Annotated in this window: 16 protein-coding genes; all 16 read left to right on the top strand. The window is 41.2% G+C overall.

Translation table 11 applies throughout. The features are described 5' to 3' along the window. The 16 genes from rhaT (at position 1) to ACNOGP_RS01505 (ending at position 26,188) form a co-directional block, all read left to right on the top strand. Positions 1 to 1,020 carry an L-rhamnose/proton symporter RhaT gene (gene rhaT / locus ACNOGP_RS01580; protein WP_007754791.1) on the top strand — a complete coding sequence of 340 codons (1,020 nt, stop codon included), beginning with the start codon at positions 1 to 3 and terminating at the stop codon, positions 1,018 to 1,020. A gap of 92 nt (positions 1,021 to 1,112) precedes the next feature. Beyond that, positions 1,113 to 1,922 (top strand): rhamnulose-1-phosphate aldolase, encoded by an 810-nt coding sequence (gene rhaD / locus ACNOGP_RS01575; protein ID WP_007754775.1) that lies wholly within the window; start codon positions 1,113 to 1,115, stop codon positions 1,920 to 1,922. 19 nt (positions 1,923 to 1,941) lie between these two features. Continuing rightward, entirely contained in the window at positions 1,942 to 3,096 is a 1,155-nt protein-coding gene (gene fucO / locus ACNOGP_RS01570; protein ID WP_007763959.1) for a lactaldehyde reductase, read from the top strand. A gap of 17 nt (positions 3,097 to 3,113) precedes the next feature. Further along, on the top strand, positions 3,114 to 3,428 hold the full coding sequence (gene rhaM / locus ACNOGP_RS01565) for an L-rhamnose mutarotase (protein ID WP_007754771.1): 315 nt from the start codon (positions 3,114 to 3,116) through the stop codon (positions 3,426 to 3,428). 98 nt (positions 3,429 to 3,526) lie between these two features. Further along, positions 3,527 to 4,426 (top strand): AraC family transcriptional regulator, encoded by a 900-nt coding sequence (locus tag ACNOGP_RS01560; RefSeq protein ID WP_029425908.1) that lies wholly within the window; start codon positions 3,527 to 3,529, stop codon positions 4,424 to 4,426. A 70-nt stretch (positions 4,427 to 4,496) separates the two neighbouring features. After that, on the top strand, positions 4,497 to 8,522 hold the full coding sequence (locus ACNOGP_RS01555; protein ID WP_418213915.1) for a hybrid sensor histidine kinase/response regulator transcription factor: 4,026 nt from the start codon (positions 4,497 to 4,499) through the stop codon (positions 8,520 to 8,522). Positions 8,523 to 8,728: 206 nt separating this feature from the next. After that, a complete protein-coding gene (locus tag ACNOGP_RS01550) occupies positions 8,729 to 11,866 on the top strand; it encodes a SusC/RagA family TonB-linked outer membrane protein (protein WP_195533167.1) in 3,138 nt (1,045 codons plus the stop codon). A 13-nt stretch (positions 11,867 to 11,879) separates the two neighbouring features. Beyond that, positions 11,880 to 13,349: a RagB/SusD family nutrient uptake outer membrane protein gene (locus ACNOGP_RS01545; protein ID WP_143867629.1), complete on the top strand. Its 1,470-nt coding sequence runs from the start codon at positions 11,880 to 11,882 to the stop codon at positions 13,347 to 13,349. A gap of 13 nt (positions 13,350 to 13,362) precedes the next feature. Next, positions 13,363 to 13,974, top strand: a complete 612-nt coding sequence (locus ACNOGP_RS01540) for a fasciclin domain-containing protein (protein WP_143867627.1) — start codon at positions 13,363 to 13,365, stop codon at positions 13,972 to 13,974. 28 nt (positions 13,975 to 14,002) lie between these two features. Next, positions 14,003 to 15,541: a hypothetical protein gene (locus ACNOGP_RS01535; protein ID WP_418213914.1), complete on the top strand. Its 1,539-nt coding sequence runs from the start codon at positions 14,003 to 14,005 to the stop codon at positions 15,539 to 15,541. Between the two features lie 302 nt (positions 15,542 to 15,843). After that, positions 15,844 to 17,388: a hypothetical protein gene (locus tag ACNOGP_RS01530; RefSeq protein WP_418213913.1), complete on the top strand. Its 1,545-nt coding sequence runs from the start codon at positions 15,844 to 15,846 to the stop codon at positions 17,386 to 17,388. 61 nt (positions 17,389 to 17,449) lie between these two features. Beyond that, entirely contained in the window at positions 17,450 to 18,460 is a 1,011-nt protein-coding gene (locus ACNOGP_RS01525; RefSeq protein ID WP_272720214.1) for a DUF6528 family protein, read from the top strand. Between the two features lie 63 nt (positions 18,461 to 18,523). Continuing rightward, positions 18,524 to 20,320 carry a glycoside hydrolase family 71/99-like protein gene (locus tag ACNOGP_RS01520; RefSeq protein ID WP_418213912.1) on the top strand — a complete coding sequence of 599 codons (1,797 nt, stop codon included), beginning with the start codon at positions 18,524 to 18,526 and terminating at the stop codon, positions 20,318 to 20,320. Between the two features lie 8 nt (positions 20,321 to 20,328). After that, positions 20,329 to 22,686: a TIM-barrel domain-containing protein gene (locus ACNOGP_RS01515; RefSeq protein ID WP_418213911.1), complete on the top strand. Its 2,358-nt coding sequence runs from the start codon at positions 20,329 to 20,331 to the stop codon at positions 22,684 to 22,686. 17 nt (positions 22,687 to 22,703) lie between these two features. Then, positions 22,704 to 25,379 (top strand): glycoside hydrolase family 2 TIM barrel-domain containing protein, encoded by a 2,676-nt coding sequence (locus ACNOGP_RS01510; protein ID WP_418213910.1) that lies wholly within the window; start codon positions 22,704 to 22,706, stop codon positions 25,377 to 25,379. A gap of 17 nt (positions 25,380 to 25,396) precedes the next feature. Beyond that, positions 25,397 to 26,188, top strand: coding sequence for a sialate O-acetylesterase (locus tag ACNOGP_RS01505; protein ID WP_418213909.1), 792 nt, complete (start codon positions 25,397 to 25,399; stop codon positions 26,186 to 26,188). Positions 26,189 to 26,474: the final 286 nt, after the last annotated feature.

Here is a 26,474-nt window from a genome sequence, read left to right as displayed (position 1 = left end):
ATGGATATTTTAATCGGCTTGTTGATTATAGCCATCGGTAGCTTTTGCCAGTCCAGTTCATATGTACCTATTAAAAAGGTAAAGGAGTGGAGCTGGGAAAGCTTCTGGTTGATACAAGGTGTATTTGCCTGGTTGGTGTTCCCATTCTTGGGCTCACTGCTGGGCGTACCGCAAGGAGGCAGTCTGCTCGACTTGTGGGGAGCGGGAGGTGCCGGTATGAGCATCTTTTATGGTATATTGTGGGGAGTAGGAGGATTGACTTTCGGACTTTCCATGCGTTATCTGGGGGTTGCGCTAGGGCAGAGTATCTCGTTGGGTACTTGTGCCGGTTTCGGAACTCTTCTTCCGGCTCTTTTTGCAGGCACAAATTTGTTTGAAGGTAACGGGTTGATTCTGTTGTTGGGTGTTTGCATCACATTGGCGGGTATCGCTATTATCGGCTATGCCGGTAGCTTGCGTGCACAAAACATGAGTGAAGAAGAAAAACGTGCTGCCGTAAAAGACTTTGCGCTGACAAAAGGGTTGTTGGTTGCCCTTCTTGCCGGTGTCATGAGCGCTTGCTTTGCCTTGGGGTTGGATGCGGGAACTCCTATCAAGAATGCGGCTCTAGCCGGTGGAGTGGAAGGGCTTTATGCCGGTCTTCCGGTAATCTTCCTGGTTACTCTTGGCGGATTTCTGACGAATGCCGCTTATTGTCTGCAACAGAATGTGGCTAATAAGTCAATGGGTGACTATGCCAAAGGAAAAGTGTGGGGCAATAATCTGGTGTTCTGCGCCTTGGCAGGTGTGTTGTGGTATATGCAATTCTTCGGATTGGAAATGGGTAAAAGTTTCTTGACAGAAAGTCCTGTATTGTTGGCTTTTTCCTGGTGTATACTGATGGCATTGAATGTAACTTTCAGTAATGTTTGGGGAATCATTTTGAAGGAATGGAAAGGAGTATCAAATAAGACTATAACTGTGCTGATAGCTGGTCTGATCGTACTTATCTTCTCATTAGTGTTCCCAAATTTGTTTTAAAATTTATAGGTACGGATTACAGAGATTACGCAGTTTTTTTATAACTTGCGGCGAAATCTATGTAATCCGTATACAATTAAAAAATATATATAATGAAATCAATTTTAGAGAATCGTCCGGCACTTGCCAAAGAGGTAAATAAGGTGGCTGAAGTTGCCGGCTACTTGTGGCAGAAAGGATGGGCTGAACGTAATGGTGGTAATATCACTATTAATATCACAGAGTTTGTAGACGATGAAATCCGTCAGATGAAACCGATCAGCGAAGTAAAATCTATCGGTGTGACTCTTCCTTATCTGAAAGGATGTTATTTCTACTGCAAGGGAACTAATAAGCGTATGCGTGATTTAGCTCGCTGGCCGATGGAGAATGGTTCGGTTATCCGTATTCTGGATGACTGTGCCAGCTATGTGATTATCGCTGATGAGGCGGTGGCTCCGACATCGGAATTGCCTTCTCACCTGAGTGTGCACAATGACCTGTTGAGCAAAAACTCTCCTTATAAAGCATCTGTGCATACGCACCCGATTGAGCTGATTGCCCTGACACACTGTAAGAAGTTCCTGGAAAAAGATGTGGCTACCAATATGTTGTGGAGCATGATTCCCGAAACAAAGGCATTCTGCCCGCGTGGCTTGGGTATCATTCCTTATAAATTGCCTAGTTCTGTAGAACTGGCGGAAGCTACCATTAAGGAGTTGCAGGATTACGACGTTGTGATGTGGGAAAAACATGGCGTATTTGCAGTAGATTGCGATGCGATGCAGGCATTCGACCAGATTGATGTGTTGAATAAATCTGCTTTGATCTATATTGCAGCCAAGAACATGGGCTTCGAACCGGATGGTATGAGTCAGGAACAGATGAAGGAAATGACTGTTGCTTTCAATCTTCCTAAATAAAATAAACCAATAAACAACCATGAATCGCATTATTTTAAATGAAACTTCTTACTTCGGTGCAGGCTGCCGGAGTGTAATTGCTGTAGAAGCAGCCAGACGTGGCTTTAAGAAAGCTTTTTTTGTAACGGATAAGGATCTGATCAAGTTTGGTGTGGCTGCCGAAATCATTAAAGTGTTTGACGACAATCAGATACCTTACGAACTTTATAGTGATGTAAAAGCCAATCCTACTATTGCTAATGTACAGAACGGAGTGGCTGCTTACAAAGCTTCCGGTGCAGACTTTATCGTTGCTTTGGGCGGCGGATCTTCTATTGACACTGCTAAGGGAATCGGTATCGTTGTGAATAACCCGGATTTTGCCGATGTGAAGTCTTTGGAGGGTGTGGCTGATACCAAGCATAAAGCGGTACCTACTTTCGCACTGCCTACTACTGCCGGAACGGCTGCCGAAGTTACTATCAATTATGTGATTATCGATGAAGATGCACGTAAGAAGATGGTGTGTGTAGACCCGAACGATATTCCTGCTGTGGCTATCGTAGATCCTGAGTTGATGTACTCCATGCCGAAGGGGCTGACTGCAGCGACGGGAATGGATGCCTTGACTCATGCCATCGAAAGTTATATTACTCCGGGTGCTTGGGCTATGAGTGATATGTTTGAATTGAAGGCGATTGAAATGATTGCACAGAATTTGAAGGCGGCTGTGGATAACGGTAAGGATGTGGCGGCCCGCGAAGCAATGTCGCAGGCGCAATATATCGCCGGTATGGGATTCTCGAATGTCGGTCTGGGAATTGTTCACTCGATGGCTCACCCGTTGGGAGCTTTCTATGATACGCCTCACGGAGTGGCAAATGCTTTGCTGTTACCCTACGTGATGGAATACAATGCTGAATCTCCGGCGGCTCCGAAATATATTCATATTGCGAAAGCAATGGGGGTAGATACTACCGGAATGAGTGAGGCAGAGGGAGTGAAAGCGGCAATAGAAGCAGTGAAGGCGCTTTCGTTGAGTATCGGTATCCCGCAGAAGTTGCATGAAATTAATGTGAAGGAAGAAGATATTCCTGCTTTGGCGGTAGCGGCTTTCAATGATGTCTGTACGGGTGGTAATCCTCGTCCGACTTCAGTAGCGGATATTGAGGCTCTGTATCACAAAGCATTTTGATTGATAGGAAAAAGCGTATGAAACGGGAAGCTTTTAAGATGTTCTTGAAACCCGGGTTCGAGAAAGAATATGAGAAAAGGCACGCAGCCATTTGGCCGGAGCTGAAAAAAATGTTGTCCGATGGTGGAGTATATGATTATTCTATCTATTGGGATAAAGATACAAATATTCTTTTCGCCTGTCAGAAAACAAGAGGAGAAGAGTCCTCGCAAGATATGGGAGCCAATCCGATCGTGCAGAAATGGTGGGATTATATGGCGGATATCATGGAGGTAAATGAGGATAATTCGCCGGTTACGATTCCTTTGCCGGAGGTCTTCCACATGGATTGATTAAAAAAAGAGTGCGTCGGTTGTATACGATGCACTCTTTTTTTGTACATTTGTCTGCTGTGGAAAACATTAAAGAAATCGTATGTAAGGATATGGGCATGACCGATGATACAAGTTTAGGGCTTGAATTCAAGTATTTAATAGTAAATGACATGGACCGTAAGTTCGGTTTATGGGTGAATACAGTCGGCTATCAGTCTATCCCACCCGATTCTCCTTACCCGTTGAAAGAGCATCCTTCCGGCTATTTTTTTAATGCGGAAAAAGGCAGGGTGCTTCGTGAATACCAGCTAGTTTATATTACTAAAGGACGCGGCCTGTTCTCATCCGATTCTACTCCGGAAAAGCAGGTTTGTAAAGGAAGGTTGATGGTGTTGTTTCCCGGACAGTGGCATACGTATCGCCCGTTGCGGCAGACCGGTTGGACGGAATACTATATCGGATTTGAAGGTCCGGCAATAGATGCGATTGTGGCTAATTCTTTTTTATCCCAAGAACAGCAAATATTGGAGGTGGGAATCAATGAGGAATTGGTATCTTTGTTCTCCCGTGCTCTTGCGGTGGCCGAAGCAGACAAGATTTCCGCACAACAGTATCTTTCCGGCATTGTGTTGCATATAATCGGGATGATTCTTTCTATCTCTAAAAACAAGGTCTTTGAGATGAGCGATGTTGACCAGAAGATAGAGCAGGCAAAGATTATAATGAACGAGAATGTTTCGGGCAATGTTGATCCGGAAGAACTGGCGATGCGGCTGAATATCAGTTATTCATGGTTCCGCAGGGTATTTAAGGAATATACCGGTTATGCACCGGCCAAATATTTTCAAGAGTTGAAACTCCGTAAGGCAAAGCAATTGTTGGTAGGTACTTCTCAGTCAGTAAAAGAGATTTCTTTCTTCTTAGGTTTCCAATCTACTGAGTACTTCTTTTCATTCTTCAAAAAACGGACGGGGCTTACTCCATTGGAATACCGTTCATTCGGGAGGGAAGAATAGAACTATTTCATAAAAAAAGGCTATTTTTGCGGTTGGGTAAATATTCATTATATAATATATGTTTTAGTATATGAACAAACAAGGGCAATATATATACTGTTTTTTTGTTCTGATATTTCTGTTTTGTTTTTTATTTCCTCTAAAGTCTCAGGAGTATAAGTTCAAGACATTGGGAGTAGAAAACGGATTATCACAAATAACCGTCAGTGATATTTGTCAGGACGAGAAGTCACGTATATGGATTGCTACTTTGGATGGTCTGAATTGTTATGATGGTAATCATATCAAGGTTTTCAACCATTTCCATAACGACTCTATCAGTTACGGTAACTTATATGTTACTCAAATGATAGAGGATGGTCAAGGAAGCCTTTTCCTGTTGACTTCTACCGGACTTTTTCAATTTGATCTTGAAACGGAAAAGTATTATTTGCTTCCGGTTTCCTCACCTTCTATTATAGCTAAAGGAAAACGCGGAGTGTGGATTGTAGAAAAAGGAAAGCTACTCTTGTATGATAAAGTTTCTCATTGTCTGATACAAATGTATAAAGATTTAGAACTGCCGGATACAGGAACAACTATGGTAGAGGGGGTAGAAGGGACTTTGTGGATTGCATTGAAAGACGGTGGGGTAATATGTGTGGATATTTATGGCGGAGCATCTTTGCATTTACCTAAGATAAAAGTGATGAAACTGATTAGGGGGAATGATCGGAATATTTGGGTTGGTTCTCAAGAGCATGGAGTTTTCTGCTTTTCTCCGGAAGGTAACATGATACACCGATACGAATATGACAATAAGAGCATTTACAAAGTCCGGAATGACATGGCAAGAGCTCTGTGCCAGGATTTGGAAGGAAATATATGGATAGGATATAGAAGTGGTCTCAGTAAGATAGAAGTGGCTTCCGGTAAGATATTCCATTATCAGGCAGATCCGAATCGGGTAGGTGCTATGTCCAACCGTTCCGTAACTTCTCTTTATACGGATAAGCAGGGAACTGTTTGGGTAGGTACTTATTGGGGCGGAGTGAATTTCTTCTCTCCGGAATATCAGCATTTTACCCATTTCCATGCTTCAGATACCGGATTGTCCTTTCCGGTTGTGGGCGCTATGGCAGAAGATAAAGCCGGAAATATATGGATTTGTACGGAGGGTGGTGGATTGAACTTATATCAACCGGAACAAGAAAGATTCAAGCATTTTAATTTACGTACAGGTTATCATTTCAGTACCGATTATTTGAAAGATATTGTTTTCGATGAGGCTAATAATTGTTTGTGGATTGCTGCCGATTTTACTAATAAGATAAATTGTTTTCATCTTGACAACTATCGAAATGATATATATAATCTTGAGTCATCCGAAGAAGGCAAGATAGGAGAAGCTCTTTTTGCATTGGCCGATACACCTCGGAGATTATATATTGGTACTACGTTGGCAGTGGTCAGTTTGGACAAACAAACGTTGAAATCTGAGATTTTGTTTCATGAGAAGGAACTGTTCACACATAATTATAATACCTTGTTGCTTGATTCAAAAAATAGACTATGGTTTGCCTCCGATGAGGGTTGTATTGCCTATATACTTGATGAACATCGGTTTGAAACTTATAAAATAAACTTGAGAAAGAAAGTCAGATCCCAAAAAGAACTTGTCAATGTGATTTATGAAGATAGGTCCGGAGATATTTGGGTAGGAACGCATGGTAACGGACTTTTCTTGTTGGATAAGTCGGATGGCTTGTTTCATTTGCATACACCGGAGAATGTGTTGTCCGGAGAAAATATAAGAGTGTTAGGTGAAACACCTTCAGGTAATTTGCTGATTGGTACCGGTCATGGATTGTCAATGCTGGACAAGAAAAACGGGAAGATTATAAACTTTAATTCTAATACAGGGTTTCCACTGACTCTTGTGAATCGAAAATCCCTTCACGTATCCTGTAATCATAATATTTATATGGGAGGAACTACCGGAATGATTGCAATTCGTGAAAGCAGCTTGCATTATCCTCCGAAAATATACGATTTGGAATTGGCTCATCTTTATGTGAACAACAGACAGATAACAACCGGCGATCCAACCGGTATCTTGAATAAATCTTTTGCCTATACTGACCGGATCAATTTGAATTATTCACAGAATGTCTTTTCTATTGGTTTTTCCACAGATAACTTTCTGCATACCGGTGGGGGCGAAGTGGAATATCGGTTGATTGGTTATAATGATGAGTGGAGCGAAAACCGTTCGGGTAACGATATTACTTATACAAATATCTCTCCCGATAATTATATTTTCGAGATTAGGTTGAAGAACTTTCCCGAAGTTATCAGGTCGCTGAGGATAACAATTACACCGCCTTTCTATGCAACTTGGTGGGCATATACCATTTATGTATGTGTGATTATGGCTATTCTTTTCTTTGTTATAAGAGAATACAGGATACGTCTGTTTCTGAAAACTTCACTTGATTTCGAACTTCGTGAGAAGCAGTATATTGAAGAAATGAATCAGTCCAAGTTGCGCTTCTTTACTAATATTTCACATGAAATCAGAACTCCTATCACACTTATTTTAGGACAAGTCGATTTGTTGCTAAATTCGGGGAGGTTGTCTACTTATGCTTATTCGAAGTTGTTGAATATACATAAGAATGCCGGTAATCTGAAAAATCTGATTACAGAATTGCTTGATTTCAGGAAACAGGAACAGGGACTTTTGAAACTGAAAATCTCACAGTTTGATTTGTATTCTCTGCTCAAGGAACATTATGTGTTGTTTAAGGAGTTGGCGGCTAACAGGAATATTTCATTTACCTTACGTGCAGATTGTGAGCAATGTATGATATGGGGGGACCGTCTGCAATTACAGAAAGTTGTCAATAATCTGTTGTCGAATGCCTTTAAATATACTTCTGACGGTGGAAATATTACGCTTGAGCTGACTGAGGGAACGGATGAATGTATGTTCTCTGTTTCTGATAATGGTGCCGGTATATCTGAAGAAGACTATGTGAAGATATTCGAGCGGTTCTATCAGGTTGAGAATATCGGACAGTACGGTGGGACAGGTATCGGCCTTGCTCTTAGTCAGGGTATCGTCAAAGCCCATCAAGGAGATATTACAGTCGAAAGCCAGCTAGGAAAAGGTTCTTGTTTTAAAGTTACTTTAAAGAAAGGGGATACTCATTTTGATTCTTCGGTTATTCGAATTGAACAGGAACAGGATAAAGAATACATTTATTATTCGGAAGATAAAGAAGCGTTGATTAAAGAAGTGCAGTCGGCAAAGAATGAAAATGGGACTACAGACTGCAAACTGTTAGTCATTGATGATAATGAGGAAATCAGAAATATTCTAGTCGATATATTCTCTCCGTTATATACGGTTGAAACGGCAAATGACGGAGAAGAAGGGTATGAGAAGGTGAAAGCGATGCAACCTGATTTGGTGATTTCAGATATAATGATGCCTGGAATGCCCGGAACGGAATTGTGTGCTAAAATTAAGAATAATATAGAAACCTGTCATATTCCGGTAGTGCTGTTGACTGCTCTTAGTGCTCCGGAACGTGAACTTGAAGGGTTACGAATCGGAGCTGATATTTATGTGGTAAAGCCATTCAATATGCGAAGATTGGTTATGCAATGCAATAACCTGATTAATACCCGCAGAATTTTGCAGAACAAATACGCCCGTCAATTGGATGTCAAAGCAGAGAAGATTGCAACGAACGAACTTGACCAGAAGTTTATTGAACAGGCTACTCGGGTAGTGGAAGAGAATATGGAGAATCCCGAATTCTGTGTAGAGACCTTTTCACGGGAAATGGGAGTGGGACGTACCGTTCTATTTCAAAAGATAAAAGGTATCACAGGAAGTACGCCAAATAATTTTATCATGAATCTGCGTCTGAAGAAAGCTGCATATTTTCTGCTGAATGCTCCGGAGATGAATATTTCGGATATTGCTTACCGGTTGGGATTTGGAAATCCTCAATACTTCAACAAATGTTTTAAAGAACTTTTCAGTATTGCTCCTACACAGTATAGAAAATCACAAAATCCCCCTTCACAGGACTCTGAAACGTGAATGAAAATAGTTATCTGAATTTTTAGACCTAATAAAACGAACAATTCGATAGGGTGGCTCATGGTCGAATCCGGTACTTTTGCGGTGTTGGATCGTACCAACTTGTACTTGTGTTTATTGTGATCTGGTGTGTACGCACACACCTGCTGATTAATAAAATAGTGAGTCAAACCTTAATAATTAACCAATTTAATTTTATTCTAGTTATGAAAAATGTACAGAATAGGACAAAAGCACGGTGGCTTCAGTCGCTTCTTTTGATTTCCTTGAGTCTCTTTTCCTTTGTCAGTCCGACTTATGCTCAAGGCGGATTTACGGTGAAAGGAGTGGTGGTGGATAAAACCGGATTTCCTTTACCTGGTGCCAATGTGATGGAAAAAGGCACGTCTAATGGAGCTATTACAGATCTGGATGGAAATTTCTCATTGACAGTTTCTAAGAAAGGGGTTACTTTAACCGTATCGTTTATGGGATACACTGCTAAAGATGTAGTGGTGAAAGATAAAACGATGAATATAACACTTGAAGAAAATTCCAAATTATTGGATGAGGTAGTTGTAGTAGGTTACGGTACGATGAAGAAGCGTGATGTGACGGGAGCTATTACTTCTATTTCAAGTGAGGCCATCGAACAGAAAATGGCGACTAATGTATTTGAGGCATTGCAGGGGACCACTGCCGGTGTGCAGGTTGTATCCGGTTCAGGGCAGCCCGGTGAATCTTCATCCATTAAGATTCGTGGTACATCTACTTTCTCTGCCGAAGGAGTCACTCCTCTTTATATTGTAGACGGTGTGCCTTTGGAGAGTATCGATGGTATCAATACCAATGATATTACTTCTATGGAAATATTGAAGGATGCCGCTTCCGCAGCTATTTACGGTTCCCGTTCAGCAAACGGTGTGATCATTATCACGACTAAAAGCGGTCAGGAAGGTAAAGCACGTATTGATATAAAGTATAATCACTCATGGGGCACATTGTCTCATAAAGTGCCGCAGGCTAATCGTGCGGAACGTTTACTGTACGACCAGTACCGTAAAGAGTATTTTGAAACGTATGGTGGAGGTAATGCGAATGAAAGTATAGATATTCTTGATGATCCTTTGAACTCATTCTTCAATGTAGATAATGATTATCTGGACATGATCACGACTACTGCCCAAAAGGACCAAGTAGATATCAGTGTAGGTGGCGGTACAAAGAAATTGAAATATTTCATCAATACCGGTTACTATAATGAGAAAGGTATTATTTCGAATACCGGCTTCCAAAGACTGAACACCCGTATCAACTCAGATTATTCACCGACAGACTGGATGAATATGGGTAGCCGTATTTCTTTGACTTATTCTAAAAAGAAAGGTCTGAATGAAGGTACTTTATTGAGTGCAGTATTGACTCGTCGTCCTTATTTCAATACTTATTATCCGGATGGTTCTTTGGTCGGGGTATTTAATGGTCAGAAGAACCCCATCGCACAAATTAATTATACTACTGACTTTACTGATTCTTATAAGGCTAACTTCTTCCAGTTCTTTGAAATCAAATTCAACAAATATCTGAAGTTCAGAGCTAATATTAATGCTAACTTCTATTTGGACAAACGAAAAAAACTGGAACCGAGTCTTATTACTGATGAATGGCAGAAACAGAATAAAGGTTATTCTTATAATTACCTGAACTGGAACTGGATGAATGAAGACATCCTTACTTATGCACGCAAAATAAAAGATCATAATTTTACGGCTATGGTAGGTGTCAGTGCTCAGCAATGGCGTTATGAAAACGAGACATTTGTGGGGATAAACTCGTCTACAGATTTTATCTATACAATGAATGCTTTTGCCGCAAACCTGGATTTGTCATCTACAGGTTCAACATTAAGTAATCACTCTATGGCTTCCGTTTTTGCTCGCGTGACTTATGATTATAAAGGAAGATACCTGCTCAATGCCATTATGCGGCGTGATGGTTCTTCTCGTTTTGCCAAAGAAAACAAATGGGGTAATTTCCCTTCCGTATCCGTGGGATGGCGTTTCTCGGACGAGAAGTTTATGAAATTCTCGAAGAAGTTTCTCGAAGATGGCAAGATCCGAGCAAGTTTCGGTATTACAGGTAACGAAGCGATTGGAAACTATGACTATATCTACTCTTATTCTCCAAATTCTATCTACGATGGAGTGGGAGGAGTTATTCCTACCCGCATCGGCAAGGACAATCTGAAATGGGAGGAAACTAAACAGTTCAACCTTGGTTTGGACTTGAATTTCTGGAATAGCCGTTTGACAATCACTGCCGATTACTATGATAAATATACAGATGGTTTGCTGGCAAACTACCAATTGCCTAAAGAGTCCGGTTTTGCATATATGAAGACCAATGTCGGTGAAATGAGTAACCGCGGTTTTGAAATAGCCGTTACCGGTGATATTATTCGTACGAAAGATTGGAAGTGGAATGCTTCTTTCAATATCTCCAGAAACATCAACCGTATTGAAAAATTGTCTGAAGGTAAAGCGTATATGGAAGGTGATATCTGGTGGATGCAGGAAGGCGGTCGTGTGGGTGACTTCTATGGATTCAAAAGTGCAGGTATCTTTGCATATGATGAATCGAATGCTTTCACTGATAAATGGGAACAACTGACTCCGGTATTTGAAAATGGCGTATTCCAATATAAATATTTGTTGAATGGAAAGGAATATACAGGTGATATTCGCCAGAAAACGTTACCGAATGGCAAACCGTTCCGTGGAGGAGATTACAACTGGGAGGAACCGGAAGGAACCCGTGACGGTGTGATTGATGATAATGACCGTATGGTGATTGGTAATGCCATGCCTGATGTAACGGGTGGTTTGAATACAACCGTGACTTGGAAAAACTTAAGCCTGTATCTGGGATTCTATTATTCATTGGGAGGACAGATTTATAATGCGGCCGAACATAATCGTAATATGTTCAAATACACCGGAACCACTCCTTCGCCGGAAGTCATCCATAATATGTGGTTACATCCGGGTGATCAGGCTATCTACCCGCGTCCATATAATGATGATTATAACAATGCACGTATGGGTAATTCGTTCTACTTGGAAGACGCTTCATTTATTCGTTTACAGAACATACGTGTGGCCTACGATCTTCCTGAAAATTGGATAAAGAAGCTGATGCTGAAGAATATAAATATCTACGCTTTTGTAAACAATGCGTTGACATGGACCAACTATTCGGGATTCGATCCTGAATTCTCTACCAACAATCCTCTGCAAGTCGGTAAAGACTCTTACCGCTATCCGAGAAAGAGGGAATATGGTATTGGCTTTTCTGCAAACTTTTAATTGAAGATATCGTATGAAGAATATAAAATATTTTGTTGGAGCTGTATGTCTGGCTCTATCATTGAATAGCTGTTCTGATTTTCTGAATGAGGAACCGGTAAGTGAAATCCCGGCAGGTGATATGTGGCAGACTGCCCGTGACGCTAAGGCTGGTATAAATGAAATTTATGGACTGTTGCGTTCCACTTTACGCGAGAATTATTTCTATTGGGGGGAGTTCCGTTCGGATAATGTAGCTCCCGGAGCACCGGTAATGGCCGATCAGGCACGTGTGATTAATAACCTGATGTCTACAGATGAGAAATGCGGGAAGTGGACTACTTTGTATCAAATGATTAACCAGGCAAATCTGGCTATTAAGTATATTCCCAATATCAGTATGCCTGATGTGGCAGACCGGAATGATTATCTTGGACAAGCTTATGCATTGCGTGCTTTAGCTTACTTTTATGCTATTCGTGTTTGGGGGGATGTACCTTTGTTTACAGAACCTACAGAGAAGTATTCGGAAGCGATCTACAAGGAGCGTACGGATAAAAACTACATTTTGGAACATGTTATTCTTCCGGACCTGAAGAAAGCGGAAGGACTGATAAACCGTAACAAGAATTACGAACGTAAACGTATCTCTATCTGTGGCGTATGGGCCATCATGGCGGATGCTTATATGTGGACAGGAGAATATAATCTGGCCGATCAAACGATTGACAAGATGGCGACTATTGCTTCCAAAAAGGGTGGTCGTTTTGTAGATTTCGAGCCTAATATTGCTACTTGGCATACCATGTTTACGGAAGAACTGACTAATAAACCTTCTGATGATACACCGGAAAATGATGAATATAATTCCAGAGAGTTTATTTTCCTTGTTCATTTCAACATGGATGAAGTCGGCACGAATGGCTACAGTTATATGTATCAATGGTTTTCCGGCTCAGGAAATCGTGCGGCAGTCATGTCCGATAAGTTTATGAGTATCTTTGATGAGAAGGATATGCAAGGTGACCAGCGTAAAGACTTTACGGTGAAAAACTATCAGAACGGGAACGAACTGCGTAAATATATGGCGGGTGATATAAGTAATTCTCTGAACAAAACCTGTGAAGTGGCTTATCCGATCTATCGTTATACAGACATGATGTTGCTCCAAGCGGAGGCTCGTGCTCGTCAGGGGAAATGGGGCGAAGCTTTGGAACTGGTGAAATCTGTACGCGACCGTGCCGGTCTGAATACACTGACAGAGAATGATTTTGCTTCTGAAGACGAAGTCGTCAATTATATATTACGTGAACGCCAGGTGGAATTAGCCGGAGAAGGACGTCGGTGGTTTGACTTGCTGCGTACCGGAAAGTGGAAAGAAGTGATGAAACCTATCAACGGTATGGAGCAGGATGGAAATGAACTTTTCCCGATTCACTATTCACATATCTTGGAGAACCCGAAGATTGTACAGAATACGTATTATGGTAATACTAACAACTAAAATGGTAGAAACAATGAAAAAGACAATATTATATAAGACTCTTTTCTTTTGTTGGGCAATATTGGCATTGACCGGCTGCGACCTGGACTTACAAAAGAATTATGATTATGAGCCTTCGGTAGATGACCCGTATGTAAAAGTGACAGCGTGGGAGTATTTTCAAGATCACAAAGATATGTTCTCGGAAATGATAGCTGCAATCGAATATACAGGTTTGAAGGATTATTATACGCAGACAGATAATAAATATACATTTCTAGCTTTGAATAATACGGCTATGCAGACATATCTCCTTGATAAATTTCCGGGTGAAACGTCTATTACTGATTGTGATAAAGAAACTGTAAAAGATATGCTTTTATATCATATAGTAGATGGTGAATACAGTTCTTATGGACAGTTGCAGGTAGAGCCAATGTTCGTGTTGACTATGTTGAAAGGAGAGAATGGACTGATGACAATGTCTGTTTGGAAGAATCCATGGCAGGCTGCAGTTGGTAAGATTCTTGTGAACCAGACCGGAAGTAATGGAAAATCACCACAACGGCAGGCTAAGACTAGTAATATTCTGCCGACAAATGGTGTGATTCATATATTTGAGAACTATTGTAAATATTCCAAATAACCACAGTTAATTAAAAAGAGAACTAATTATGATTCGTAAAATATATACCTTATTAATACTAGGACTTTGCTTGGGCTTTGCTGCCTGTGGCGACGATAATGATGGTCTGGATCCTAATGCGGCTGCCCCAGTGATCAATTTTCCTATGGAACAACTGGACGTTGACTTGAATAAAGTAGACAATCTGCCGGTAGTGGCCGTTATTAAATCACAGGCAGGACTTCAGAGTGTGACAATGAAATTGCAGACAGTAGAGGGAGTGACAGAATATAAAACTGTAACCGACTTTTTCAATCCCAATTCTTATAGTCTCTCTGAAAACTTGGAATATAATGCTAACTACGAGGCTTTTATAATTGAGGCTACGGACAAACTGAATCATGTAACGAGCGGAACTTTGCCGATTGCTGTTACTGATGTAATGGCACGTCCTGTCATAACATTCGATCCCGAAGAGATTGTATATGATGAGATGGATGAAAATCCTGTAATGCCACAGACTACTTTCAAGGTTGTTTCGGAAGCTGGTCTAAAGAAAGTGGAGAGATTCTTGGTTTCTGCAGATGGTCAAACATCAAAAGGGGGTGATGTTTTGAATGGTGATAAAGAATATAAATATGAAGGAGATATCGCCTATAAGGAAGGAGATAAAGGTTTTAAAGTGAAAGCGGAAGATGTATATGGTAATGTCACGATTTCAACTTTACCGGTAATATATAAGACTGTTCCGGCTCCTGTGCTTACACTAGGTAAAGAGTTGATTTCTACTGATGAAGGAGTAGATACGGAAGTACCGATGCATATAGAGTCTGTTCGTGGTGTGAAATATGTTGCGATTTCACGAGTGGAAAATGGAGTAAGTACGGAGATATTTCGTGAGGAAATAGTAGGTGAGAATAAGAATTTTGATTATAAGCCTACAGTACAGCTGACAGAAGAAACATCTCAACTTAAAGTGATTGTTTCTGATGGTCGAGAGGGGAAGGAAGTCATTGGAACCGTGAAGACGTATGTGAATATGGAAGTAGTCCAACTTAAGGTTGGTAGTCACATATTGGCGAATGCAGAACCGTTTGCTGTGATTTCGTTGAATGATATGAAAACTTATTCGGTGGATGAAGCTATTGCTAGTGAGGAAAGCGCTAAGAATGTCGATATAAAATTCTTTATAAATTCTAATAATAGCGTTCTTTCGTTCCGCTTTTATTCTATGGAAAATGTGGATCAGAAAAATAGTTTATACAAAGGATCAGGAGGGAAAACATTAAGTAATTTGCCGATAAAGAATATGACTAAGTACGTTTTATTTCCTGCAAGTTTTGATTATGATACAGCTTCCCGTTCCTCTATTGAGAATGAATATTTGACAGGAAATGCAGATCAGAAAGTGTATATGACAATAGAGAACTTTGTCGGTAGTGTAATAGGATTTAAGACGGGTGGCTCTTCAAGTGCCGGTGGAGAAAGATATGGAGTTATGAAAGTCCTTGATGTCTCTGGTAAGATGGATAATAATACGACGAAGCAGATTGCAACTGTCGAAATTAAATTCCCCAAGAAGAAGTAATACAGGGCAGTATTACCACTTACTATTTAAGGAATAGAAAACTTCGTCTTGATTAAGACAAAATTTTCATCTCATTAGAAGTAAAGTTGCTGTCGATTGGATGTAAACTATAAACGGAGCTTTCGTTTTTATAAATGAAGCTTTTAATTATAAGAACAAAGCTTTTAATTATAAGAACAAAGCTTGCGTTTATAGTTTGTAACTAAGGCAAGTGAAGTTTGCAGTAAAAGGGAAGAAAGTTCTCCGTTAGTAGAGAAGAACTTCTTTATTGATAGATAATGTGGAAGCTAATAGGAACTCTTATGAGAAAGCATATATATAGACATTTCCTCTTTTTGTCTTTGTTGGGACTGATGCAGTTTGTTGTTGCCGGTTGTTCTTCCTCAGACGAAAAAGAACCTTTGAAACCGGAAGGGGGAGACACCCCTTCGGACAAAGAAGAATATACTTTTCTGAATGTAGAATATCGGAAATGGCAGAATGGAACCTTTCAGGCGTGGACAACGGCTGATTCACAGGAAACCCGTACTATCGACAATATGAATTGGTATACTCCGTCTTCTGATTATACTCGGACGGCATGGGGAGGGCGAATTGGTTTGCAGCCATCTTCCGTGGTTGGAAAGGAGGGATTCTTTCGTGTGGCTAGTTGTGGAGGACGTTCTTATTTGCTTGATCCGGATAATGGAGCGGTTATAATTCATGGAATTCAGCACGTCCGTCCGGGAGAATCATCCGCTCATAAGGAGACCTTCAATACTCGGTTCGGTAGCGAAACCCGATGGAGTGAAGAGACTGGTAAATTGATAGCGGACAATCATATAAACTACATATCGTATGGCTCTAGCCGTATAGAAGCATTTCCGGCAGCAGTTCGCGCTAATTTGCTTACACCAAAGACACAAAAGATAGCGTATGCGGAAAATCTGTATTTGCTTCGCACTTTTATGTGGGATATGAGTAAAAATTTAGGCTATGCGTTTGATGATGATAAATATAATCGCCTGGTGCTTCTTTTCGAGCCGACATTTGCATCGTACATAGATAATTTGGTATGTGAAAAGTCTGCCTTATTCGCAGGTGATAAGCATTTTATCGGTTTCTATCTCGACAATGAATTACCATTTGCCAGTTATCAGAATGCTGACCCTTTGCGGGGAATTGATTTAAAGCATTTCCTAGCTTTGCCCGAACGCTATAAAGCGGCACGGGAGTATGCTGAAAAGTTTATGCAGGATAGAGGGATCGTTTCAGTTGCTAATATCACGAAAGAAAATCAAGAGGAGTTTCGGGGAATGGTTGCTGATTATTATTATCGGCTGACTACTGAAACCGTGAAGCGACATGATACGGAACACCTGATATTGGGAACACGGTTACACGATTGGAGTAAATATAACCGGAGGGTAGTGGAAGCTTGTGCTCGCTATTGTGATTTAGTCTCTATCAACTACTATGCCCGTTGGCAGCCGGAAACCGATTTCCTGGCAAACTTGAAAGCATGGTGTGGAACGAAACCTTTTTTAGTTTCCGAATTTTATACGAAAGCGGAGGATGCAACTTACAAAGGTATCAAATATGCTAATGTTGAAGGCGGCGGTTGGCTGGTGCGTACCCAAAAGAACAGAGGAGAATTTTATCAGAATTTCTGTCTCCGCTTACTTGAAGCCCGAAATTGTGTTGGCTGGGTACACTTTGAATACAATGATGGCTACGATTCGGATGGAAAAGCGTCCAATAAAGGAATTGTCTCTATCGAATATGAACCTTATAAATCATTCCTGTTGCCGATGCGACAGTTGAATCTCGCTGTTTATTCATTGATAGACTACTATGATAAAGAGTAGATTCGATACGGAAAAACGAAAAACTTTAAGAAACGAATAGATAATTAAAATAAAGAGAACCATGAAAAAACTTAGTTTATTAGCAGTCCTTTTAGGATTTAATATAGCTTTGGGAGCTTGCTCCGATGATGAGACTCCTGATGTGAAAAATGAATTGTTCCAGCTTCCTGAAAAAGCTTACGTTTTGGCGGAACAGTCCAGACGTGCTATCGTAATCAGGGATGCGGTGACACAACATAATATTTGGAGTTGGGACCCTTATACGGCTTGTGTCCCTGCTGCACAGCAGAGTTGGTTTGTTAATCCGAGTGAAGTAAAACCGGTTTTTAATAGACGCTATATTTTGATGACTGCTTCCGGTGGGGCGGTGGCATTAATTCGTATATCAGACCATAAACTGATGTTCTACGCAAATTGCGGACAGAACCCTCACTCTGCAGAGATATTGCCGGATGGAAATATTGTGACAGCAGAGTCAAAATCAGGTGAAATCAATACCTTTGTAGTGGATACAGTTAAAGTATTGGGAGCAAAGGCTAATACGGTGAAGCTGGGTAATGCTCATAATGTAGTTTGGGATAAGAAAAGGTCATATCTTTATGCTACAGCTACCAAAAAAGAGGGAGTTACTGCATTATTCCGTTTTAAGTATGATGGCAACCGTAGCAATCCTAAGTTAATAAATCAGACTATCCTTTATACATTTAGCAATGAATCGGGCGGACATGATTTGTTTCCGGTATATGGTGAAGAAGATAAATTATGGCTTACAGCTGCTTCGGCTGTCTATAAGTTTGATTTGACTGGAGTTACCGACGCTACGACTAATGACTCTGCCGAACCGACTTGTGAAAAAGTCTACAATATCGCTGATATAAAAAGCATCTGTAACGGACCTGACGGAATCTTGATGCTGAAACCGACTGAAGAGTGGTGGGCTGAAGGACTTGTAAATGAGAAGGGAGAAGAACTCTTCAAGATGGACGGAGCGAAGCTTTATAAAGGACGTTGGATGATAGACAATACTTTCAGTTATCCGGAAAAGCATGATTTGGTGCTGGGTGAGGACTGATAAAGCATTGTATTTGTAGAAGATTGATAAAGTACATAAGTTGAATAATTAAGTTATAGAATAATGAGGAAACCTCTTCTTCTTTTATTATTGGTATCGGTCGTATTATCGGGCTTGGCGCAGAATGGAAAGAAAGTGTATGCCGATTTTCATGGCGTGCGCTATACTCGTCAGCATGATGGAAAGCTGGGGCGTTGGGAGATGTATGCCAATACGGAAAAATCAACAACCGGAAGAAAGTCGCTGTGTTATAACGCTGATCTGATAGACAGTGAAGGACGGCATGAGATTGCGGCAGTCGCTTATCCGCAAGTCGGGATGCAATCGAATCTGGATCCCGATTATATCGAATATCAGATACTGTCGGCTAAGGTAGCCAAGATAGACGGCTTCTTTATCGAATGGGGATTCAAGCCTCATGAAAATGACATCCTGTTGCGTGAAATGCAGAAGGTGGCAGCGAAGTATAATTTCGAGATAGGTGTAAACTGGTGCGACGGTTGGCTGTATTATGATTGGATCACTAAAATCTATCCACAAATAAACACTCGTGAAGCGAAGACAGGATATATGGCAAAGTGTTATCAATATCTTGTCGACAGTGTCTTTACCGGTCCTACTGCACCTATTGTAAAAGGAATGCCCGTTTTCTATCACTTCGGTCCGGGAGCGAAAGTTGACGAATACCGGAAAGTTCTGTCAGAAGTAAAGCTTCCTCAGGGAATGAAACAACCTGTTGCCTTACGTCGGTGGGCTGATTGGGGAAAACTGGAGAATGATAAATATGTTCCCGTCACTCGTAGTGATGAAATGGATGCATGGAAACAAGTCGGGGAAATTCCAACCGCATGGCTTCCTGCACGTGTCCGGACAAGAGATCAGGAACACGCCGAATGGGATAATTATGCCACTCAGGATGATGTCATCGAATTTATGAAACCTTTCCGTGACTCGATCTGGCACAGTAATAATCCTGCCTATACAATTAAATCCGGATTTGCAATGCCGGGTATGGATAATCGGGGATGTGCAGGTTGGGGGCGCGGACATTTCTTCTATATACCTCGCAATAACGGAGAAACATATAGTAGTATGTGGAAATTTTGCATGGCGGAGAAAGACAGTCTGGATATGATGTTCATCGCTTCCTGGAGTGACTACACCGAAGGACACGAGATCGAACCGACCATCGAGAATGGGGATCGTGAACTGCGTACCACTTTGAAATATGCTGCGGAGTTCAAAGGTGAACAGGCGGACGAGCGTGGTTTGACCTTGCCGTTAATGCTCTTCCACTTGCGGAAAGAAACCCGTTTCTTGGAAAAGTCGAAGATGGATGTGTCTGCTTGTTATCGTTCGCTTGATAAAGCGGCATTGCTGATTAGTCAGGGGCGCTACCCGGTAGCGATAGGACTATTATCTCAAATAGAGAACGATATAAAGACAGCTAAGTCAGCCTTGAGTGTTGAGATGAAACGTTTGCGTGAGTCGGATATGAAGATTCAGGGAAAACGTAAATCCGGAGGATATACTGCTGAAGAAACACTTTCCATATCCTTGCCCAAAGAATTGGTTTCCAAATTACAGATGAATAACTATGTGGGATACTTATATTTTGAATATCTGGATAAAGGGAATGAAGCTCTCTTTATACGGTCGTCCACATTGCGTGAGCCGAAAGAACCGTTTAAAATCGTATCCCGGATACGTACTGACAATACGGGAGAATGGAAGAGAGCGAAAGTGGAATTGTATAAGGACAACATCGTCAACGGATTTAATATGCCTACCTTCTATTTGAAAGGAAACGTTGTAATCCGCAATTTGTCATTAGGTTATAATATCTACACAGTCAAATAAATCTATTGATGAAGAGTTTGAAATATTGGTTATTAGTTTTAGGGATACTTTCGTGTTTCGGATGTTCCTCTTCAATACATGAAGATAACAGAGGTTGTTCATTTATCTGTGACAGTATTCAATATAGAATTGAGTTTATGTCGGCGGGATGTGTACGGATTCTGTCATACCCCGAGGGTGATACTTTGGTCACAAAAAGACTGGTTGTCGATGTGGAGAAACCGACGTTTACCGATTATAAATGGGAGGAAACCGAACAAGCATTCGTCTTTTGTACTCATGAACTTCTTGTGAGTTTCGACAAGTCGGATGAGGCTTTTACTTTCCGTGAGGCATCGACCGGAAAATTACTGTTAAAAGAGAAAGACCGTAGAAAGGCACGAAACTTCAAACGTTCGGAAGTAGGCGGAGAACAATGTCTCGAAGTTACTCAGCGATTTATACCTACTGATGAGGAGGCTATTTACGGACTGGGGCAGTATCAGAACGGTATCATGAACTATCGTGGAAAATCCGTACTTCTCTTACAGGCAAATATGGACATTGTCAATCCGTTCCTTATATCGACGAATGGATATGGTATTTTATGGGATAATTACTCTTCAACTAAGTTTGAAGATACAAGCGAAGGTTATTCTTTCATTTCCGAAGTGGGCGACGCTTCCGACTATTATTTCGTATATGGTAAAAATATGGATGAAGTTGTTGCCGGTTATCGTGAATTGACGGGAGATGTGCCGATGTTTGGGAAATGGGTGTATGGTTTTTGGCAGTCGAAGGAACGCTATAAATCGTTTGATGAGTTGAAAGCGGTCGTGAAGGAATATCGTAGACGAGGAATTCCGTTGGATAATATTGTACAAGACTGGGAATATTGGGGAGACAAGCCTCATTGGAACAGTCTTACTTTCAATCCGGTTCATTTTGATAATCCCCGACAGGTCATTGACGAATTACATCAACAGGATAATGTCCATTTCATGCTCTCTGTATGGCCTGGTTTTGGACCGGAAACCTCAGTTTACCACTCGTTAGATTCCATCGGAGCTTTGTTTGATGAACCTACATGGGCGGGTTATAAAGTTTTTGACGCTTATAATCCTGCCGCACGGACCATTTTCTGGCAATACCTGAAGAAAGGGCTCTATGATATGGGAGTGGATGCTTGGTGGATGGATGCGACAGAACCGTCTTTCCGGGATGGGTTCACCCAACTGAAGCAAGAAGAGCGGACTAAATCGGCTGGGAAAACTTATTTAGGCAGTTTCCATCGTTATCTGAATACTTATTCTTTAGAAATGCTGAAAGATTTCTACCAACGTCTGCGGGCGGAAAGTAAACAGAAACGTGTATTCATTCTTACCCGTTCCGCTTTTGCTTCGCAACAGCATTATGGAACAGCTGTATGGTCAGGCGATGTCTCGGCGTCTTGGGAGAATATGCACAAACAACTGATTGCCGGACTCAACTTATCCATGTCCGGCATTCCGTATTGGACGTCTGATACCGGTGGATTCTTCGTTACCGAACGTGATGCGCAATATCCCGACGGGCTGAAAAGCAATGATTATAAGGAACTGTATTCACGTTGGTTTCAGTTTAGTGCATTCACTCCGATTTTCCGTGCTCACGGTACAAATGTGCCACGTGAGGTATGGCAGTTTGGTGAGAAGGGAACCTCCTTCTATGATAATCAGGTAAAATATATAAATCTGCGTTATCGTCTGTTACCTTATATTTACTCAATGTCTCATCAAGTGACGGCTGATCATTATACCCTGTTGAGAGGATTGGCAATGGACTTTACGGCAGATACCCGGACTTTTGATGTCGATAATGCCTATATGTTCGGTACATCTTTCTTGGTACGTCCGGTATTTCATTCGCAATCGGAAGAAAAGAATGTTACTGTCTATCTGCCGGAACATGAAGGCAGGTATTGGTATGACTTTTGGACAGGAGAGGCGTTTAACGGTGGAAAAGAATATGTACAGGCAAATATTCCGGATGTACTTCCTTTGTATATAAAGGCCGGTTCTATTCTTCCTTTGGCTGAAGCGAAACAATATGCAATGGAGTATCCGGACCGTGAATTGGAACTTCGTATTTATGGTGGAGCGGACGCTTCGTTTTTATGGTATGAGGATGAAGGAGACTCCTACCGTTACGAAGAGGGAGTCTGCTCGCAAGTTCCGATTGAGTGGAAGGAGGAAGAGCGGACATTGATTATCGGGATGCGTGATGGTAGCTATCCCAGTATGCCGGAACGGGTGAAAATGTATGTGAGATTGTATCTGCCTGATGGGACTGTTCTTGAAAATAAGGAGTCTGTCTATACAGGTGAAGAGATGAAAATAAAATTTTAACTATAAATGTTTAGATTATGAAGAAGTTTCTCTATATCTTTATTATGTTGTTTGTTGTTGGATGGGCACAAGCTCAACAGCGTGTGGTGTATACCATAAACGACGGATGGAAGTTTACCAAAGGCTCTCCGTTTGAGGCGCAGTTAAATAATTGCGATGATTCTTCATGGGAGACAGTCAATATTCCTCACACCTGGAATGATAAGGATGCGGATGATGAAACTCCGGGATTTTATCGGGGACCGGCTTGGTATCGGAGACAGTTGTTTGTAGACAAAAGTCAGGAAGGGCGTCAGGCTGTTATTTACTTTGAAGGCGCTAATCAGGAAGTACAACTCTATCTGAACGGACAATTCGTTGGGGAGCACAAAGGCGGATATACCCGTTTCTGCTTTGACATAACTTCCAAACTACGTTATGGGCAGGAGAATCTGTTTGCCATTTGTGTAAATAATACCTATAATCCTAATATTCCACCCTTGTCCGCAGATTTCACTTTCTTTGGTGGTATCTATCGTGATGTCTATCTGCAATTTATGAATCCGGTACACATTGCGACGAATGATTATGCTTCGTCAGGAGTTTATATCCGTACCCCCGAAGTGAATAGCTCCTCAGCCTCTGTGGAAATAACTACGCTATTGACGAATAATACACTCCGGTCTGCAGAAGTCATTGTGGAAAGTCTGATTTGCGATGCAGATGGTAAAGAAGTGAAAAGGACTCAGGCGGATATAAAATTGGTATCCGGTGAAACAAAGGCGGATATCTCTAAAAAGATAAAAATAGATTCTCCTCGTTTGTGGGATATAGACGATCCTTATCGGTATATGGTATATACGCGTATTTTTGATAAGAAAAAAGGTGCGTTGCTGGATGAGGTCGTGAGTCCGTTAGGTTTGCGCTGGTTTGAGTTTGATTCGGAGAAAGGCTTTTTCTTGAATGGAAAATGGCGTAAACTGATCGGTACTGCCCGTCATCAGGATTACTTCCAGAAAGGGAATGCGTTACGGGATGAACTGCATGTGCAGGATGTGCTCATGTTGAAAGAAATGGGAGGCAATTTCCTACGTGTTTCGCATTACCCGCAAGATCCTGTCATTATGGAGATGTGTGATAAACTGGGTATTGTGACTTCGGTTGAGATTCCCGTCGTTAATGCCGTTACAGAAACGGAAGAGTTTTTGACTAACAGCGTTGAAATGGCAAAAGAAATGGTACGTCAGGACTTCAATCGTCCGTCTGTCATGATTTGGGGATATATGAATGAGATTTTCTTGCGTCGTCCCTACACGGAAGGTAAGCAACTCGAAGATTATTATCATTTTACTGAAAAGGTAGCCCGGACTTTGGAAGCGACAATACGTAAGGAAGATCCTTCAAGATATACTATGATGGCCTATCATAATGCACCTCGATTTTACGAAGCTGCTCATCTGACGGAGATACCGATGATTCAAGGATGGAATCTCTATCAAGGTTGGTATGAACCGGATATTAATGAGTTCCAACGTCTGCTTGACCGTGCTCATAAGATGTATAAGGGCAAAGTGCTGATAGTGACGGAATATGGTCCGGGTGTAGATCCCCGTGTTCATTCTTATCAACCGGAACGTTTCGACTTCTCGCAGGAATACGGCTTGATTTATCATAAACATTATCTTGACGAAATGATGAAACGTCCTTTTGTTGCAGGTTCCAGCTTGTGGAATTTGAATGATTTTTATTCGGAATCCCGTGTTGACGCGGTTCCTCATGTCAATAATAAAGGCATTCTCGGATTGGATCGGGAAGTGAAAGATACTTACTTGTTCTATAAGACAGCCTTGATTCGCCGCCCGATACTTGCTATCGGTAATAGAGAATGGAAAGCCCGCGGTGGCGTTGTGAATACGGAACAGAATGAGTGTGTCCAATCTGTTCCTGTCTTTTCTAATGCAGAAGAAGTCGAACTGTTTGTCAATGACAAAAGTCTGGGAAAGAAAAAAACGGAAAGCGGTTATGCCTTGTTTGATGTGCCGTTTGTTAATGGGGAAAATCAATTGGAAGCCCTTGCGGTAGCAGGTGATACCCAATTGCATGATATGCTTAGAATCCACTTTCAGTTGGTCTCTTCTCAGTTGAAAGACAAAACTCTACCATTTACGGAAATAAATGTAATGCTGGGTTCTCCGAGATATTTTGAAGACCGTGTCGCCAATGTCGCATGGATTCCCGAACAGGAATATAAGCCGGGAAGCTGGGGCTTTGTCGGTGGAACCCCTTATCGTCGTAAAACAGGTTTCGGTACTATGCTGGGCTCGGATATTGACATTTGCGGTACAGATATGAATCCGGTTTTTCAGACCCAGCGTGTGGGTATAGAGTCTTTTAAGGCCGATGTGCCGGATGGGGAATATTCTGTATCTTTGTATTGGGCGGAATTGGATTCGGACAAAAAGAAAGAGGCTTTGATTTATAATTTGGGGGCAGACTCGGAACAGACGCTTGTTGGAAACCGTAGTTTCGGAATCTCAATCAACGGAATAACCGTTGTAGATGATTTCAATGTTGCCCGTGATTATGGATATGCTCGTGCTGCAATCAAGAAATTTGTAGTAACGGTGAAAGATGGGAAAGGATTAAGTATCGATTTCCATAAGAAAGAAGGAGAGACTATACTGAACGCTATCCGTATTTATCGAAATTATTAATAACAAATACAGTATAAATGAGGCAAACTTTTTATTTATTGTCTTTGCTACTTTTGCAGTCCCTGTTTGTGTGGGCAGAGAATGGCAAGGATATTCCATCTTCATTGGATTTGTATGTATGTATCGGACAGTCCAATATGGCAGGTCGTGCAACATTGACACCGGAAGTCATGGATACTTTGCAAAATGTGTATCTGTTGAATGATAAAGGACGTTTTGAACCGGCAGTAAATCCTTTAAACCGTTATTCTACCATTCGGAAAGAGATGTCAATGCAGCGTTTGGGGCCGGCCTATAGTTTTGCAAAAGAGATCTTTCTGCAAACGAAACGTCCTGTCGGACTGGTAGTAAATGCCCGTGGAGGTTCGTCCATCAACTCCTGGCTAAAAGGGAGTAAAGACGGATATTATGAAGAAGCTCTTTCCCGGATTCGGACTGCGATGAAACAGGGAGGTATTTTGAAAGCAATCATTTGGCATCAGGGAGAAGCCGATTGTTCGAATCCGGAAGCATATAAGCAGAAACTGATTTCTTTAGTGAAAGATCTGCGTACCGATTTGGAACTGCCGGATCTGCCGGTTGTTGTAGGACAGATTTCTCAATGGAACTGGACGAAAAGAGAAGCTGGTACAATTCCCTTTAATCAGATGATTAAGAAGGTTTCTTCATTTATTCCCAATTCCGATTGGGTATCGTCAAAAGGATTGGGATGGTACAAGGACAAGACGGATCCTCATTTTAATACGGAAGCGCAATTGTTATTAGGAAAACGGTATGCAAAAAAAGTATTGAAGTTCTACAAACATTAATAGCCATATCCCTTTTCGGAAGAATATGAAAGTCGATTGATTCATTGGGAGTCAGTCGACTTTTTATGTTGTAAATAAGCTCCTAAACTGAGTAGTGAATAACTAAATATTACCTTGTTGATATAAAATGGCTCTATCGGGTTAACTGTTTTATTATAAATGAATTAACCTGTTGATAACTTTGTTGATATCCTTGTTGATAACGAAGATGGGGTTGTGAATAGAATCATTACAGGAGAGTCGTCATAAAAAAGAAGAACCGCATTTTTGCGATTCTTCTTTTCCT

Origin of the sequence: Bacteroides difficilis, from assembly GCF_048319815.1 — a bacterium.
Lineage (GTDB): Bacteria > Bacteroidota > Bacteroidia > Bacteroidales > Bacteroidaceae > Bacteroides > Bacteroides zhangwenhongii.
The sequence above is the reverse complement of the archived record's forward strand: the minus strand, read 5'-3'. Positions and strand labels throughout refer to the sequence as shown.